Annotated in this window: 15 protein-coding genes and 1 pseudogene; 6 read left to right on the top strand and 10 right to left on the bottom strand. The window is 63.4% G+C overall.

What is annotated here, in order from left to right; all coding sequences use genetic code 11:
* Nucleotides 1–121: 121 nt before the first annotated feature.
* Entirely contained in the window at nt 122–1,318 is a 1,197-nt protein-coding gene (gene wecB / locus J8I87_RS32855) for a non-hydrolyzing UDP-N-acetylglucosamine 2-epimerase (RefSeq protein WP_209936379.1), read from the bottom strand.
* Nucleotides 1,319–2,028: 710 nt separating this feature from the next.
* Between wecB and J8I87_RS32850 the strand changes: the two genes are divergently transcribed.
* A complete protein-coding gene (locus tag J8I87_RS32850; protein ID WP_028368672.1) occupies nt 2,029–2,190 on the top strand; it encodes a DUF1328 domain-containing protein in 162 nt (53 codons plus the stop codon).
* A 42-nt stretch (nt 2,191–2,232) separates the two neighbouring features.
* On the opposite strand, the gene J8I87_RS32845 is transcribed toward J8I87_RS32850, so the two are convergent.
* The 3 genes from J8I87_RS32845 to J8I87_RS32835 form a co-directional block, all read right to left on the bottom strand.
* Entirely contained in the window at nt 2,233–2,436 is a 204-nt protein-coding gene (locus tag J8I87_RS32845; protein ID WP_209936378.1) for a hypothetical protein, read from the bottom strand.
* A gap of 232 nt (nt 2,437–2,668) precedes the next feature.
* Entirely contained in the window at nt 2,669–3,313 is a 645-nt protein-coding gene (locus tag J8I87_RS32840) for a TetR/AcrR family transcriptional regulator (protein WP_209936377.1), read from the bottom strand.
* Between the two features lie 188 nt (nt 3,314–3,501).
* A complete protein-coding gene (locus J8I87_RS32835; protein ID WP_209936376.1) occupies nt 3,502–4,422 on the bottom strand; it encodes a LysR substrate-binding domain-containing protein in 921 nt (306 codons plus the stop codon).
* A 90-nt stretch (nt 4,423–4,512) separates the two neighbouring features.
* On the opposite strand from J8I87_RS32835, the gene J8I87_RS32830 reads away from it, so the two are divergent.
* On the top strand, nt 4,513–5,430 hold the full coding sequence (locus tag J8I87_RS32830; protein ID WP_209936374.1) for an EamA family transporter: 918 nt from the start codon (nt 4,513–4,515) through the stop codon (nt 5,428–5,430).
* Between the two features lie 57 nt (nt 5,431–5,487).
* A complete protein-coding gene (locus tag J8I87_RS32825) occupies nt 5,488–5,874 on the top strand; it encodes an SgcJ/EcaC family oxidoreductase (protein ID WP_209936373.1) in 387 nt (128 codons plus the stop codon).
* Nucleotides 5,875–5,883: 9 nt separating this feature from the next.
* On the opposite strand, the gene mdeB is transcribed toward J8I87_RS32825, so the two are convergent.
* On the bottom strand, nt 5,884–8,607 hold the full coding sequence (gene mdeB, locus J8I87_RS32820; RefSeq protein ID WP_209936372.1) for an alpha-ketoglutarate dehydrogenase: 2,724 nt from the start codon (nt 8,605–8,607) through the stop codon (nt 5,884–5,886).
* 159 nt (nt 8,608–8,766) lie between these two features.
* Here mdeB and J8I87_RS32815 point away from each other — a divergent pair, with 159 nt between their 5' ends.
* Nucleotides 8,767–9,306: an Lrp/AsnC family transcriptional regulator gene (locus J8I87_RS32815; RefSeq protein ID WP_209936371.1), complete on the top strand. Its 540-nt coding sequence runs from the start codon at nt 8,767–8,769 to the stop codon at nt 9,304–9,306.
* 39 nt (nt 9,307–9,345) lie between these two features.
* On the opposite strand, the gene J8I87_RS32810 is transcribed toward J8I87_RS32815, so the two are convergent.
* Nucleotides 9,346–10,983 (bottom strand): acyl-CoA synthetase, encoded by a 1,638-nt coding sequence (locus J8I87_RS32810; protein ID WP_209936370.1) that lies wholly within the window; start codon nt 10,981–10,983, stop codon nt 9,346–9,348.
* Nucleotides 10,984–11,380: 397 nt separating this feature from the next.
* Here J8I87_RS32810 and J8I87_RS32805 point away from each other — a divergent pair, with 397 nt between their 5' ends.
* Nucleotides 11,381–11,653: a hypothetical protein gene (locus J8I87_RS32805; RefSeq protein ID WP_209936368.1), complete on the top strand. Its 273-nt coding sequence runs from the start codon at nt 11,381–11,383 to the stop codon at nt 11,651–11,653.
* A gap of 27 nt (nt 11,654–11,680) precedes the next feature.
* On the opposite strand, the gene J8I87_RS32800 is transcribed toward J8I87_RS32805, so the two are convergent.
* On the bottom strand, nt 11,681–12,052 hold the full coding sequence (locus tag J8I87_RS32800) for a DUF2591 domain-containing protein (RefSeq protein WP_209936367.1): 372 nt from the start codon (nt 12,050–12,052) through the stop codon (nt 11,681–11,683).
* A 22-nt stretch (nt 12,053–12,074) separates the two neighbouring features.
* On the opposite strand from J8I87_RS32800, the gene J8I87_RS32795 reads away from it, so the two are divergent.
* A complete protein-coding gene (locus J8I87_RS32795) occupies nt 12,075–12,896 on the top strand; it encodes an SGNH/GDSL hydrolase family protein (RefSeq protein WP_245254335.1) in 822 nt (273 codons plus the stop codon).
* 463 nt (nt 12,897–13,359) lie between these two features.
* On the opposite strand, the gene J8I87_RS32790 is transcribed toward J8I87_RS32795, so the two are convergent.
* From J8I87_RS32790 to J8I87_RS32780, 3 genes and pseudogenes are all read right to left on the bottom strand, one after another.
* Nucleotides 13,360–13,770, bottom strand: a complete 411-nt coding sequence (locus J8I87_RS32790) for a hypothetical protein (protein WP_209936366.1) — start codon at nt 13,768–13,770, stop codon at nt 13,360–13,362.
* 223 nt (nt 13,771–13,993) lie between these two features.
* Nucleotides 13,994–14,854 carry an N-acetylmuramidase domain-containing protein gene (locus J8I87_RS45815; protein ID WP_313067267.1) on the bottom strand — a complete coding sequence of 287 codons (861 nt, stop codon included), beginning with the start codon at nt 14,852–14,854 and terminating at the stop codon, nt 13,994–13,996.
* A pseudogene (locus tag J8I87_RS32780) lies at nt 14,842–14,971 on the bottom strand (DUF2345 domain-containing protein); the annotation flags it as partial. The pseudogene J8I87_RS32780 and the gene J8I87_RS45815, both read right to left, overlap by 13 nt.

Genomic DNA, 14,971 nt, shown 5'->3' with positions numbered 1-14,971 from the left:
ATCACGCGACCGGTCTCATCCGTGATATCGGCGCGGCGCGCTGTGCGCTGAATCCCGCTGCACGGCCCGGCGCGCGGAAGACGCCTGAAACAGGCTTGCATCCGCTTTCACCGCGCCTGCGCTAGTGCACGGCTCGCGCGGGCGCAGCATGCTGTACCCCGATATTCTCGGCGCCGTCATCGCTTGCGAATTCATCGAACGGACGCCCGGTTAGCGCCGCGACGATACGCGCCGATGCATGGCCGTCGCCATACGGGTTGATGCGGCGCGCGAAGGCGCTGCGCTCGTGCGCGTCTGCGAGCAACGCCGTCACCGCCTGCACGATCGCCGCGCGCTGCGTGCCGACGAGGCGCACCGTGCCCGCCGCCACCGCTTCCGGCCGCTCGGTCACGTCGCGCATCACGAGCACGGGCTTGCCGAGCGCGGGCGCTTCTTCCTGCACGCCGCCCGAGTCGGTGAGGATGATCGATGCGCGTTGCATCAGGCGCACGAAGCCGAGGTAATCGAGCGGCTCGATCAGGTGAACGTTGCGCGCATCGCGCAGCGAGTGCTTCACGGGGCCGCGCACATTCGGATTCAGGTGAACGGGATAGACGATCTGCGCGGCATCCGTGGCGGCCAGTTCGGCGAGCGCCGCGCAGATGTTCGCGAAGCCCTCGCCGAAGCTCTCGCGGCGATGCCCGGTGACGAGCAGCAGGGGCAGCGCGTCGTCGAGATGCGGCAGGCGCGCGTCGAGCTGGGCGCGCAAAGCGAGGTCACCGTCGATACGCGCCGTGGTGAGGTTCAGCGCGTCGATCACGGTGTTGCCTGTCACGACGATCCGGCCATGCAGCGCCTCGCGCGCGAGATTCGCCTTCGAGCTTGCGGTGGGCGCGAACATCAGGTCGCTCATTACGTCGACGACGCGGCGGTTCATCTCTTCGGGCCAGGGCTGCATCAGATTGCCTGTGCGCAGGCCCGCTTCGACATGGCCAACAGGAATGCGCCGATGGAACGCGGCCAGCGCCGACGCCGAGGCCGTCGTCGTGTCGCCATGGACCAGCACGCGGTCCGGCTTGACGGCGGCCAGCACGTCGTCGAGCGCCGCGATGATGCGCGCGGCCAGCTCGTTGAGCGTCTGGTTGCCCGTCATCAGCGCGAGATTGTGATGCGGTTCGATGCCGAACAGACCGAGCACCTGATCGAGCATCTGCTGATGCTGCCCCGTGACGCACACGACGGAATCGATATCGGGATCGCGCTCCAGCTGTTTGACAAGCGGTGCCATTTTGATGGCTTCTGGCCGCGTGCCGAAAATCGACAGAATCCTCGTTCTCATAATCCGGTCTTCTATTTAAACTTTGGCCGCGCGGGCCACGCCGTGCGGATTAACCATCGCACCCCCATATATCCAAGCCGATTTGTACGACGAAATCAATGTGCGCATTCCCGTACAAGCGCCCATCCGACGGCGATCGGCCACTGCACTGGCTGCCTGTCCTGCTCGATCCTCTTCGTGCCTTTCGATGCCGCGCGCTCGTGCGTCAGGACGAATGTGCCTGAAACGACGCGCATTCTAGCGCGCATTTCACGGATTTTTGCGAATGATTTCGGCTGCTTACAGCGTTCCGGCAATCGGCGGATGCACGGCGAAAAGGCGCTTGCGCGACGTACGTGTGGGTTTCATCGCCGCAAACGTTTCAGACGGCAGACACGAATGAGAATATGCGGAACATTAATCCGCGGCGGTCAAATCGCGATCTAACAATTCAAGAATGCGCGGCCGCGTTGCTGTTTAAAATATCAGCGGCAAACGTTTTCGGCGATTTTCTTTCGATTCGCGGGGCCGGAGCTAAAAACGAACGTCTGGTAATCCCGCAAAATGGGACCGTCAATTGTTGTTCGTGGCAACAACGCCTGGGCGCCGCCGACCCGATGGGCACGCCCGTTGCTCCACCGTGACGGCGACGGCGGTTTCTGCCGATACTGTTCCAGCATGCGGGTCGATCGCCATATCGATCCGTCCAGCAACCATTCAAGGAGGCTCTCATGCTTCGATACGCTGCCATCTTCTTCGTGATCGCGATCATCGCGGCCGTATTCGGCTTTGGCGGCATCGCCGCCGGCGCGGCTGAGATAGCGAAGGTGCTCTTCTTTATCTTTATCGTGATCTTCCTGGTGACGCTGTTGATGGGCGTCATCAGGCGGTGAGGCATCGTTCAGACAGGGCGCACGGCCACCGTGCCGCTCGCCCTACCCCGACGCGCGAGACTCCAGTACGCTCAACGCGTCATTAAGCCTCATCGCCCGCGTCTTTTGCGCGGGAATGCGCGCAGCCGCCGTGACGTCATCCACACGCTTGCGCCAATAGGAAAGCGGAATGGGGTCCGCATCGGAAATCCGCGCCAGGACAAGCTCTAGATGCTCGATATCCGACTCGAGCTGGTGATGGTTCATATCTTTCCCCGATCGCACCGTCCGCGCGGATCGGCGAATCAGGCCGTCGCGGCAGTGTCGAATTGATATGCACTGAAACGGGCCGTCACGTGTCGGAGACATCCAACGCGCTCTGGCCCTCGGACGCACAATATGACATCACGCGAAAAATCCCGGCAAGCCATCGTTGCGTCGGCGTTGCATATACGAGGAATCCTCACAACTTTCACGCGCTTGTAAAACTGTCGCCGGTTCAATCGAGCCGTGGAATGTCGGGCGCGAGGTCGTAGCCCAAAAAGCCGAGTATCAGCCGCACCATTTCGTCTTCGAACGCCTGGGTGCCGAAGTAATGCGGACGCTCCTGCGCGGTCGCGAGCAGCACGCCCGAGATTGCGCGAAACAGCACGAAGCGCGCTTCGTCGGCGGCAATGCGGCCGCCGAGCACGGGGTTCTCCCGGCTCATCGCCGCCGAAATCATGTCGAAGTAGTGCCGCATGCCCTGGCCTATCGGCGTGTCGGGCGGCGCGTCGCTCCATTCGGTGCGCAAGATGCCGTATAGCCGCGGACGGTCGCCAATGAACGCCGCCGTCGTGCGGATCATGCGGCGCGCGTTGAGCCCGGTGCCGAACGGCGCCGGGTGAACGAGCGCCTCCTGCATCATCGTCGTGAGCCGTTCCAGTTCGCGCCGCGCGAGCGCCTCGATCAACCCTTCCTTGTTCGGAAAGTACTGGTAGATCGCGCCGATGCTGAAGCCCGCCGTATCGGCGACGCGCTGCGTCGTGAGGCCCGCCTTGCCGTGGGATTCGAGCGTGCGCGCGGCCGCTTCGAGGATGCTGTCGAGCGCGAATTCGGCACGCGCCTGCTTGGGCTGCCGACGCGACGTGGGAGTCGTGGGCAAGTAAGCTCCGTGAATGAGTGTGGTTTGATGGCCGCTCGTTGCACCCGCAACATCTTCGCGCACCGGACATTTATATGCAGCGCGCATGAATCATCCCGCTCGCGCTGCACCAGGATGCATTGCTGCGCGACCAGTCGAAGCGAGGTTATCACGCGCGTTCGCGAAACGGCATGCGACGGCGCGATCCGTCAGCGGCGCGGCGCACGCGACGAACGCTCGATGAAGCCGAGATCCAGTTCTTCACATAGAAAAGTTTGCAGTGCATTGACGGCCGCTTCCTGCGTGCCCGCCGTATCGCGCGCGAAAAGGCCGAGATCGGCGGCGGGCGGCTCGGGCAGTCCATCGGCGGCGCCGAGCACGCGCATCGTGTCGTGGCGGATATTGCCTTCGAGCAGCACCGATACGCCGAGCCCCGCCTCCACGGCCGACTGCACGGCGGGCAAGCTCGTGCTCGTGCACACCACGCGCCATGCGATGCCCGCGCGCCGCAGCACTGTCATCACCTGCTGCTGCCACAGACACGTGCCGCCGAACGCGACGAGCGGCAACGGTGCATCGCGCTCGGCCAGATAACCGCGCGCGCCGACCCAGAAAAGCGGCTGCGTCCACGTGGCGAGCGGCGTCGCATCGACCATCGCGGGATCGCCGACCAGCACGTCGAGCGCGCCGTCGGCAAGACGCTGCGACAGCGCCGCGCTCGCGTCGACGACAATCTCCAGCGCGACCTGCGGATGCGCCGTCGAGAACCGCCGCAGCGCGCGCGGCAAGCGGCCGACTGCGACGTCTTCGAGCATGCCCAGCCGCACGGTGCCCGCGACGTCGCCGACTTCGAGTGCACGGCGCGCGTCTTCGCCTGCGCCGAGAATCGCGTGCGCATACGGCAGCAGCCGATGGCCCGCCTCCGTCAATCGCACGCCGCGCGGCGAGCGCTCCAGCAGACGCTGCCCGATGTCGTCCTCGAGGCGGCGCAACTGCATGCTGACGGCCGCCTGGGTGCGCGCGAGACGCGTGGCCGCTGCGCTGACCGCGCCGGTTTCCGCGACCGTCACGAAGGCTCTCAGAAGACTGCTGTCGAAGTCGCGCACTATTAAGATCCTTGATGGCGGCATAAGCAATATCAGCTTATCTTAACGCCCGGTTCATCGATATGATGGGCTTTTTCGCCCTCGACGCCTTCTGCGCGCCGCCTGAACAACCCCATGAAAGACTCTTCGCTCGCCGAACGCGCGTCGTTCGCCGCTGCTCCGACGCCCTCGCCCGCCGCGCCCAGGTCCGCCGTACGAAGGCACCGTGCCGGCATGGCCGCGCTGCTCGGCGTCGCCTCGATGTGCTGCGTGCAATTCGGCGCGGCCCTGTCCGCGCCGACGATGGACGCGTTCGGCGCGTTCAGCACGACCTGGCTGCGGCTCGCGTGGGCGGCCGCGATTCTCGCGCTCGTCGTGCGCCCGAAGCTGCGCAGCTATTCGCGCGCGCATTGGCTCGCTGCGGGCGTGCTCGGCGTCGCGATGGCGGGCATGACGTTGTGCTTCTTTTCGGCTATCGAACGCATCCCGCTGGGGCTTGCCGTCGCCATCGACTTTCTGGGCCCGCTCACCGTCGCGACGTTCGGCGTGCGCCGCTGGCGTGCGTCAGTTTGGCCGCTGTTCGCGGTAGCGGGCGTGCTGCTGCTCGCGCATAACCGCGCGGGCTGGGTCGGCGAGCCCGTCGGCATGCTGCTCGCGGCGGGCGCGGCGTGCGGCTGGGGCAGCTACATCGTGCTGATGAAGAAAACGGGTGCTCTCTTCGACGGGCTCGAAGGGCTGTCGGTGTCGCTGATCGCGGCGGCATTCGCCGCAACGCCTTTCGGGCTGATCGAGCAGGGATTGCATATCGCGCCGATGCAACTGGCCGCGACGGCCGGGCTCGCGGTGCTCGTGCCGCTGCTGCCCTACGCGCTGGAAATGATCGCGCTGCGCCACCTGCCCGCTTCGTCGTTCGGCATTCTGATGAGCCTCGAACCGGCGATCGGCGCGCTCGCGGGCTTCGTCGTGCTGCATCAGCCGATGACGGCCTTGCAACTCGCGGGCACGCTGTTCGTGGTCAGCGCGAGCGTCGGCGTGATCGTCACCGCGAGGTGAAACGCGAGGCGGCGTCTACAATCGATGGTTCAGCTACCGACCATCGAGGGCCGCATCATGACCGACGACGAACGCGCGATCCGGCAACTGATCGACACCTGGCTCGCCGCGAGCAAGGCGGGCGACACCGACACCGTGCTGAGCCTGATGACGGACGACGCCGTCTTCATGGTGGCGGGCCAGAAGCCGTTCGGCAAGACGGCGTTCATGGCGATGTCCGAAGAACAGAAGAACGTGGACATCGACGGCAAAAGCGAGATTCTCGAACTTCAGGTGCTGGGCGACTGGGCCTTTCTGCGCTCGCACCTCGAAGTCACGATCACGCCGAAAGACGGCTTGGCGCCGATGCGCCGCGCCGGCAACACGCTGACGATCCTGCGCAAGGAAATCGACGGCCGCTGGCTGCTCGCGCGCGACGCCAACCTCCTCGTTCCGCAGCCATAGCGTACGCCGTCACTTTTCCCACGGCGCGCTTGCGTCGGCGGCGAGCCGGCCATACCGTTCGAGCGCCTGCCTGACGATACCGCGCGCAATCGCGCCTTCGTCGGCCAGCGCTTTCAACGCAGTAATTGCAATCGACGCGCGGTCCACTTCGAAGAAAGCCCGCAATGCCGCGCGCGTATCGCTGCGCCCGAAGCCATCGGTGCCGAGCGTCACGTAGCGGCGCGGCACGTACGCGCGAATCAGCTCCGGCACGGCGCGCACGTAGTCGGTCGCGGCGATCACGGGGCCGCGCGATGCGGCGAGCGCCGTCGTGACATAAGGCGCGGCGCTGTCCTCGTCCGCAAGCAGGCGCTCCGCACGTTCCGACGCAACGCCGTCACGATGCAGTTCGGTGAAGCTCGTCACGCTCCACACCGACGCCGCAATGTTCCAGTCATCCTTCAGCATGCGCGCGGCCGCCTGCACCTCGCCGAGAATCGCGCCCGAGCCGAGCAACTGCACCTGCGCCGTTTCGAGCGATCCGGGATCGAGCGGATAGATGCCCTTCAGCACACCTTCTCGCACGGTGTCGATGGGCGCCGTGGGCGCAATCGGGCGTGAGGGCTGCGCGTAGTTCTCGTTTGTCACGGTCAGGTAATAGAACACGTCGCGCTGACGCTCGATCATCTCGCGCATCCCTTCGTCGACGATCAACGCGAGCTCGTACGCAAACGCGGGATCGTATGCGCGGCAGTTCGGCACCGTCGATGCCGCGAGATGGCTCGTGCCGTCCTGATGCTGCAGGCCTTCGCCGCCGAGCGTGGTCTTGCCCGCCGTCGCGCCGATCAGGAAGCCGCGGGCGCGCTGGTCGGCGGCGGCCCAGATCAGGTCGCCGATACGCTGGAAGCCGAACATCGAGTAGTAGATGTAGAACGGCAGCATCGGCAGATCGTGCACGCTATACGACGTGGCCGCCGCGATCCACGACGACACCGCGCCCGCCTCCGAGATGCCCTCTTCGAGAATCTGGCCGCCCGTGTCTTCGCGGTAGTAGAGCATCGAGCCCATGTCTTCGGGCTCGTACAACTGGCCGAGCGGCGAGTAGATGCCGACCTGGCGAAACAGGTTCGCCATCCCGAACGTGCGCGCCTCGTCCGCGACGACGGGCACGACGCGCGGCCCGAGCGACGCATCCTTCAACAGGCTGCCGAGCATGCGCACGACGGCCATCGTCGTCGACATCTCCTTGCCGTTCGCCTCCAGCGCGAACTGCCCCCAGGAAGGCATCGCAGGCACGGTCGGCGTCTGCGATGCGGCTCTCCGCCTTCTGGGCAGATAGCCTCCGAGCGCTGCCCGGCGCGCATGCAGATACTGCATCTCGGGGCTCGTTTGCGCTGGCTTGTAGAACTTGAGCTGCTCGACGTCCTCATCGGACAACGGCAGGCGGAAGCGGTCGCGAAACGCCTTCAGCTGTTCGACGTCGAGCTTTTTCTGCTGATGCGTCGTCATGCGACCCTGGCCGATCGAGCCCATGCCGAAGCCCTTCATCGTCTTCGCGAGAATCACGGTCGGCTGGCCGCTGTGCTTCAACGCGCGGTCGTAGGCGGCGTGCAGCTTGCGCACATCATGGCCGCCGCGCCGCAAGCGGTCGATGTCGTCGTTGCTCAGATGCGCGGCGAGCGCGGCAAGCTCGGGGTTCTGCCCAAAGAAGCGCTCGCGGTTGTACGCGCCGTCGTTGGCCGAGAAGGTCTGGAACTGGCCGTCCACGGTATGCGCGAACGCGCGCAGCAACGCGCCCGTGCGGTCGCGCGCGAACAGCGCATCCCAGTCCGAGCCCCACAGCACCTTGATGACGTTCCAGCCCGCGCCCGTGAACTGCGCTTCGAGCTCGTCGATGATGCGGCCGTTGCTGCGCACGGGACCATCGAGCCGCTGCAGGTTGCAGTTGATCACGAACACCAGATTGTCGAGCCCTTCGCGCGCCGCCAGCGACAACGCGCCGATCGACTCGGGCTCGTCCATTTCGCCGTCGCCGAAAAAGCCCCACACCTTGCGGCCTTCCGTGGTGAGCAGACCGCGGTTTTGCAGATAGCGCATGAAGCGCGCCTGGTAGATCGCGTTGATGGGCCCGATCCCCATCGAGCCCGTGGGGAACTGCCAGAAGTCCGGCATCAGCCACGGATGCGGATATGAACAGAGGCCCGGCCCCGCGATCTCGCGCCGGTAGTGCTCGAGATGCGTCTCGTCGAGAAAGCCCTCGAGGAACGCGCGCGCATAGACGCCGGGCGACGAATGCGGCTGGAAGTAGACGAGGTCGGCGCCACGAGCATCGTTTGCGCCACGGAAGAAATGATTGAAGCCGACCTCGAACAGATCGGCCGCCGACGCATAGCTCGCAATATGGCCGCCCAGTTCGCCATACGCGCGGTTGGCGCGCACCACCATCGCGAGCGCGTTCCAGCGCAATGCGGCCGCGAGCTTCTCTTCGGTGTCGAGGTCGCCGGGATAAGGCGGCTGCTGATCGACGCGGATCGTATTCGCGTACGGCGTAACGTTCGCGCGCGCCGTCGCGACGCCGTTGCCCAGCGCATGCGCGGCCAGCCGGTCGAACAGATACTGCGCCCGCTCGATGCCGACATGCTGGACGACGCCATCCAGCGCGGCGAGCCACTCGGCCGTCTCCTGCGGGTCGCTGTCGACGGGGGCTTGAGTAAGGGCAAGAACTGGTTGAGCACCGCTCGATAAATCCGTCATGGCGCAACTCCGGCTGGAAAACGTACGGGAAAGACGACTCGAAAACGTTCAATCAGCTTACCCATGCAGCCGCAAAATGTGCGTCTCTTTTGCTTGCGTCGACGGCTGCGGATAGTGTATTTATTCCCGTAACGCGACCATAAATGGAATATTTGCACTATGACCTCCGTAGCCCGGCCGGCGCCGAGACGCCTGGACCGTATCGACATCGCGATTCTTCAGCAGCTGCAGCAAAACGCGCGGATCACCAATGCGGAACTGGCGCGCGCCGTCAATCTTTCGCCGACGCCCTGCTTCAACCGCGTGCGGGCGCTCGAAAAGCTCGGCCTGTTCCGCCAGCAGGTCACGCTGCTCGACGCCGAGGCGCTCGGTCTGCGCATCAACGTGTTCATTCAGGTGAGCCTCGAAAAGCAGGTCGAAGACGCGCTGCGCCGCTTCGAGCAGGAAGTGGGCGAACGCCCCGAGGTGATGGAGTGCTATCTGATGACGGGCGACGCCGATTATCTGTTGCGCGTCGTCGTGCCCGACATGCAGAGCCTCGAACGCTTCATCGTGCAGTGGCTCACGAAGATTCCCGGCGTGTCGAACATCCGGTCGAGTTTCGCGCTCAAGCAGGTGCGCTACAAGACAGCGTTGCCGCTGCCTGTCGCGGGTCTCGCATTGTCGGCGGCAGACGAGGCGCCGCGCGAGTGGGCCTGAGGGCAGCCCGAAGCCGCCGGGGCGCCCCGCATGCCCTGCTCAGGCATCGGGCGGCGACACGCGCTGGCGCAGCTCGCGCCGGATGACCTTGCCCGTCGCCGTCATCGGCAACGCGTCGACAAACTGAATCGCGCGCGGATACTCGTGCGCGGCGAGATGGGTCTTCACATGCTCTTGCAGCGTCCGCACGAGCGCGTCGCTCGCCTCGTAGCCGGCGTTCAGCACGACGAACGCGGTGACGATCTCCGTGCGCTGCGCGTCGGGCGCGCCGACGACGGCCGCCATGCGCACGGCGGGATGACGCAGCAGGCAGTCTTCGATCGGCGCGGGGCCGATGCGATAGCCGGCGCTCGTGATCACGTCGTCGTCGCGGCCGACGAAGCGGATGAAACCCTCCGCGTCCATCAGGCCCATGTCGCCCGTCAGCAGCCAGTCGCCGCGAAACTTGTCGCGCGTGGCCTGCTCGTTGCGCCAATAGCCGAGGAACATCACGGGATCGGGTGCATGAATCGCGATGTTGCCAGGCTCGCCGCGCGGGACCGTGTGGCCTGCATCATCGACGATCGCCACGCGATGGCCCGGCACCACCTTGCCGATCGAGCCGGGGCGCGGCTCGAACAGCGTCGCGCATGACGACACGACGACATTGCACTCAGTCTGCCCGTAGAACTCGTTGATCGTCACGCCGAGCGCGCGCCGCCCCCAGTCGATCAGTTCCGCGCCGAGCGATTCGCCGCCGCTCGCAACGGCACGCAGCGAAAGCTGCCAGCGTTCGGGATGCTCGACGGCGCGCATCATCTTCAGCGCCGTCGGCGGCAGGAACGCATGCGTGACCGCGTAGCGCTGCATCAGATCGAACGCCGCCTCGCCGTCGAACTTCTCGAAGCGCCGCGCAAGCACGGCCACACCGTGATGCCATGCGGGCAGCAGCACGTCGAACAGGCCGCCGATCCACGCCCAGTCGGCGGGCGTCCACATCAGCGCCGCAGCGGCCGGGAAGAACGCCTGCGGCATCTCCACGCCGGGCAAATGGCCCAACAGAACACGATGCGCGTGCAGCGCGCCTTTCGGCTTGCCCGTCGTGCCGGACGTGTAGATGATGACGGCGGGGTCGTCGGCGCAAGTCGGCTGCGGGTCGAAGACGGGCGACGCCTGGTTGAGCGCGGACCAGAACGATTCGACCTGCAACGCGGGATCGGCACGGTCGGTATCGACGCAGAATATCGTGCGCAATTCAGGCAAGGCCGCGCGCACGGATGCCATCTTCTGCGCGCCGCCAAGGTCTGTGACGAGCGCGACGGCGCCGCTGTCGGACAGGCGGTATTGGAGCGCGTCGGGGCCGAACAGCGCGAACAGCGGCACCGCGATCGCGCCGCACTTGTAGACGGCGAGATGTGCGAGCGCCGTCTCCAGCGACTGCGCGAGAAAAATGCCGACGCGATCGCCCTTCTTCACGCCGCTTTGCCGCAGCGCATTGGCGAAGCGGTCGGACAGCGACTTGAGTTCGTCGAAGGTGTGGCGCGTCACCTGCCCGTCGTGCGTCTCGCAGATCAACGCGAGACGGCCGCTGCCGTCCGCCCATCGGTCGCACGCATCGATGCCGATGTTGTATTGCGCCGGAATGCGCCACTCGAATGCGGCAGTCAGGCCGTCGTAGGTATCAGCGGCGGGAAGCATGGGTGTCTCCTGAGTTGTTCGTGTGCGAGCGGCACGCGCTCGCTGTCATGCTACTCAGACATGACGTCGAAGACCATCTGTTTGCGGGCATCAATCGACACGGTTGCGCGTGTCGCCGGTGACGGGCTCGTCGGTATGATTTGTCGTTTGCCTTGTCGTTTGCCTTGTGCGCTTTGTCGTCTGCTTTCTCGACCATATTGGGGACCACCGGCGGCTTACCCGCACGCACGCGCGCCGCCGAGGGTGGATCTTGCGCACCCCACCCGACAATGAAAGCATAATGTGATTGGTTGCGATGTCGCCGCATGGCGATCATGTCCAGCACACTCGCGCCAGATTTTTTTCAGTTGCCTGATGCGGGCGCTGCCCGCCACAATGCGCGAACCAAGGGAGGAATATGAAGAAGTGCATTCTGCTTGCCGGGATTGGCGTGCTTGCCGCGTGCACTGCGGTATCGGGCGTTGACAGGAAGCAGAACGGTTACCTCTCGATCACGAGCCGCGGGCGTACCAGCTTCGCGTCGTGGAATAGCGTCCGCAACGCGGGGGTCAAGTATGCAAAGGCGTACTGCCGCGACCAGCACAAAGAAATGCACACCGTTGAGATTCACACCAACGGCGTGCGCAGCGCAGGCACCCAGAGTGTCGAAGTGGTATTCGAGTGCTTTTGACGATGCAATAGCGATGACGGACAGCCCTCAAGCGGGATTCGCTTCGTCCGCGACCGTGTCGCCGAAATGGCTTGCAACGAAAGCGCGCATCGCGGCGATCAGGGGCGTGGCGCCTGTTTGCTCGATGGTGGCGGCTCCCCCCGGGACGGAGCCCGTCCAGTTGAGGTGCTCGCCAGCCGCGGCGGGCACCAGATGGATGCGGGCCCGCTCGATGATGGGGCCGCACTGCGCCCAGTCCGACGACGGCGCGAACGCGGCATCCAGCGCGCGTGCCGGGTCGCCGTCGCAAGCCGGCTCTTCGATCCAGCAGAAGCCATCGTCGACGCGCGGCTTCGGCAGATTGTCCGCTCGCGCGACCCAGTAATCGAGCAACGCGCCTTCCAGATCTGAAACTCTCATCTCGGCTCCTCATGGAGATCGTATGTGGCGAATTCAGCATCGATTGTGCATCAAGTTCGTGTTGCGCTTTGTGACGCCGCGAGCGTCTTGCGCCGCCGGGTCATGCATGCTACCGGCGGCGCTGGCTGGTATCGCGCTGATCGCCGTGGATGCCGCCGTGGATGTCGCGCATGCCGCGCCGCGTATGCCGCCGCATATGACGCCGGTGACGGGCGGGCCGATCATCATTGACGCGCAAGGCGATTCGACGATGTGGGGCTACCAGACGTCCGACGCTTTCACCAGGTCGTGGCAATCGCCGAACAACCCGCCCGCCCTGTTGCAGGCGGCGCTGCAGGCCCGCTTCGGCCCGCACGTGATTGTGCAGAACAACGGCGTGCCCGGCGCGACGCTCGTCGATCGCGAGAGAGGCACTAACGGCTATGCGCTGCCGTACGCGCAATGGGCGGCGACATCGCCCGCGCGGATCGTGATCGTCAATTTCGCGCTCAACGATGCGGACAATCATTTGAAGGAGTCGCCAGAGAACTTTCGCGCGAACCTGGTGCGCTTTATCGAGGAATCGAAGCGCGCGGGACGGATCGTCGTGCTCGAGGAACCGAACCCCGTCGATTACGCCGTCAACAAGACCATCGTTCCGCGCTATGTGGCTGTGGTCGACGAGATGGCGAAGCACTACCGGCTCGCGCTTGTCCGTCAATATGCGTATATCGGCGCGATCCGTAACTGGCGGTCGCTATTGATCGACCATGTGCATCCGACGGATGCGCTTTACCGGCTCAAGGCGCAAAGGCAACGCGAAGTGTTGGAGCCTATTGTGGCAAAGCTCGCATCAAGGAAATGATCCCTGGCCGCAATTCACTCTGGATTGGGCTTATATCTTTGTGGGCAGAAAAGATTGACACGCGGCAAGCGTCGCGTCGGTGCATTGCCCGCTGTCTCTGGCGGGAGAAGCGTTCGGGGACTGCAAGACGGAACAAGCTGTTAGCAACAACAGATTGGGGAACGGCACGCCGGGTGTGACGTCTCGCGCACTTCCGTTGCAGGTGCGAATGCGAGCCGATGTACCGTCTGGACAGGCATCGCCCGCCTCGCGACGATGGGTGTCCTTCGCTGCATTCTCATTCGAGCGGCTTGCACAGTCCACAGACTGTTTTGACAGGCAATGACCTCCGTTCCGGCTGGCAACAGCTGCATCGTTTCAATCGAACCAGTTGTCTCGCCTTGAAGCGGACGGGACAACACCAAGCTACCCTGCATGACAGCGTCCGGTGTCGTCGGTCGTTTTTCTGGCAGTCAAGTTATATTTAGGGTTTGCATGATTGACGGATCAATCCAAGGTTATCCAGCCGTTGCCTGGCGAAACTGAGTGCCAACTCACTTCCGGCCCAACCCAGGATGTCATTGGCCTTTTGTGCAACATCGCTTTCCATATGCATCGCGTCGGAGAGATAGGTCTCAGCAGGGTCTTTACACGCGCTCCCGCTTTCCGATTTAATCTGCGAGAGCAAGCGACTTGCTCTATCGTTTATATCAGCGACACCTTCGTCATAGCACTGTTGAAGAATCAACCCACATCCCGTCGAGCAGGTTAAACGATCCTGCTTCGTGCGGCCCATGCATTTTTGAAAGACGTCCATATCAGGCGCCTTCGAATATGCGCCGGAGGCCAGGAACAAGCACAACACACCAATCAAACCGTTTGAAATCTTTTTCATTTTCGCAAATACAGCCTCACTCTGGTCGAGATAAATTCACTTGCACAGAAATATGCTTTGGCGTCGGCGCTGAAAATTCGGTTTCCGAAGGAACCCAATCTGTGAAAATATCTCATGTACACCAGGAGAAAACGAATCTCTCGAATAGCCAAACCCTCCACCATTCACCAGTTATTCACTCTGTCGAGTGTACTGTCGAGAAATCCATAGTCACTCACTCTGTTTATATTCCGCGTTCCATCGTGATGCTTCCACACCCAAAAAAACCACCGCTATCACAACCCGCCGACGGGGTCGAAGTCCGCACCATCGCTGGAGGTGGTGACCTGCCTGGGCAGGAACGGCGGGGGCAACGGGTTTTCCACTTGCCATCATGACTCTGCGGACCGGCGAGAACATAATCGGCGCGGCGCGTCAGGACATGCCTACTTGCGCACGGGAATTCATGCCGCCCGGTCGTGCCGCGCCACTTCTTTGAGAGCAGGATCAGACGGCGCCTGCGCGCTGCCACTTCGGACATCGTATAGAGGTAAAATTTATGCCTCTCGTAGAGAATGCGCGGCAATCCATTTTTATCAAAACCATGTTCCGCCTCCCAATGTCCTTTGCCAACCGTCTCTTGCTTCATCAATGCTTTAATAGCGGCAGCTTCACAACCAAATGAATTCGCCAGATAAGTAAAATGATCTTCTGTTAGCAAAATTGTTTTTGGATAGTTCAGTTTCGACCCAAGCACATTCAATGCGACTGTCTGCGGCTTCCCGTTGTCCACGACTTTATAGTGGTGCTCAATAGTAGTCGTTGCTTTTGTCTTTTCGTCAATGGTCGTTTCTTTGCGTTTTGTCGGACTGTCTTTCTTGACTTTTCCCTGCTCGGTTACTTTCTGTGACCAGCCGATATAAGGCCCGAATTCTTTAACCAGCCGCTCGATAGTCATGATCTCGCCCTGCTTGACAACGGGAAGATTCAAATCCTGCTCGAATTCCTCCTTCGGCGTCAGCTTCGTGGTTGCTTCGAGGTGATACTCGGGGCTGACAATCGTGAAGGCGCTGATGTCCTTTTTTGGCGTCACGGTTTGTCCCACGAAGGCGTCTTCTCCAGGATCGGTCCCGGCGATGCGTTGATGATACCGCTGCCGTTGATCTGGATATACGAGCCGCCCGCGCCGATCCACACTTCCTTCGCTGCGGTGATGACGACC

The sequence above is a fragment of the Paraburkholderia sp. LEh10 genome (assembly GCF_017814945.1).
GTDB lineage: Bacteria > Pseudomonadota > Gammaproteobacteria > Burkholderiales > Burkholderiaceae > Paraburkholderia.
The sequence above is the reverse complement of the archived record's forward strand: the minus strand, read 5'-3'. Positions and strand labels throughout refer to the sequence as shown.

What these genes read in the sequence shown, in the direction of transcription:
- wecB (WP_209936379.1), bottom strand. Translation starts at nt 1,318, where the DNA reads ATGAGAACGAGGATTCTGTCGATTTTCGGCACGCGGCCAGAAGCCATC.
- J8I87_RS32850 (WP_028368672.1), top strand. Translation starts at nt 2,029, where the DNA reads ATGCTTCGATACGCTGCCATCTTCTTCGTGATCGCGATCATCGCGGCC.
- J8I87_RS32845 (WP_209936378.1), bottom strand. Translation starts at nt 2,436, where the DNA reads ATGAACCATCACCAGCTCGAGTCGGATATCGAGCATCTAGAGCTTGTC.
- J8I87_RS32835 (WP_209936376.1), bottom strand. Translation starts at nt 4,422, where the DNA reads ATGCCGCCATCAAGGATCTTAATAGTGCGCGACTTCGACAGCAGTCTT.
- J8I87_RS32830 (WP_209936374.1), top strand. Translation starts at nt 4,513, where the DNA reads ATGAAAGACTCTTCGCTCGCCGAACGCGCGTCGTTCGCCGCTGCTCCG.
- J8I87_RS32825 (WP_209936373.1), top strand. Translation starts at nt 5,488, where the DNA reads ATGACCGACGACGAACGCGCGATCCGGCAACTGATCGACACCTGGCTC.
- mdeB (WP_209936372.1), bottom strand. Translation starts at nt 8,607, where the DNA reads ATGACGGATTTATCGAGCGGTGCTCAACCAGTTCTTGCCCTTACTCAA.
- J8I87_RS32815 (WP_209936371.1), top strand. Translation starts at nt 8,767, where the DNA reads ATGACCTCCGTAGCCCGGCCGGCGCCGAGACGCCTGGACCGTATCGAC.
- J8I87_RS32810 (WP_209936370.1), bottom strand. Translation starts at nt 10,983, where the DNA reads ATGCTTCCCGCCGCTGATACCTACGACGGCCTGACTGCCGCATTCGAG.
- J8I87_RS32805 (WP_209936368.1), top strand. Translation starts at nt 11,381, where the DNA reads ATGAAGAAGTGCATTCTGCTTGCCGGGATTGGCGTGCTTGCCGCGTGC.
- J8I87_RS32800 (WP_209936367.1), bottom strand. Translation starts at nt 12,052, where the DNA reads ATGAGAGTTTCAGATCTGGAAGGCGCGTTGCTCGATTACTGGGTCGCG.
- J8I87_RS32795 (WP_245254335.1), top strand. Translation starts at nt 12,075, where the DNA reads ATGTGGCGAATTCAGCATCGATTGTGCATCAAGTTCGTGTTGCGCTTT.
- J8I87_RS32790 (WP_209936366.1), bottom strand. Translation starts at nt 13,770, where the DNA reads ATGAAAAAGATTTCAAACGGTTTGATTGGTGTGTTGTGCTTGTTCCTG.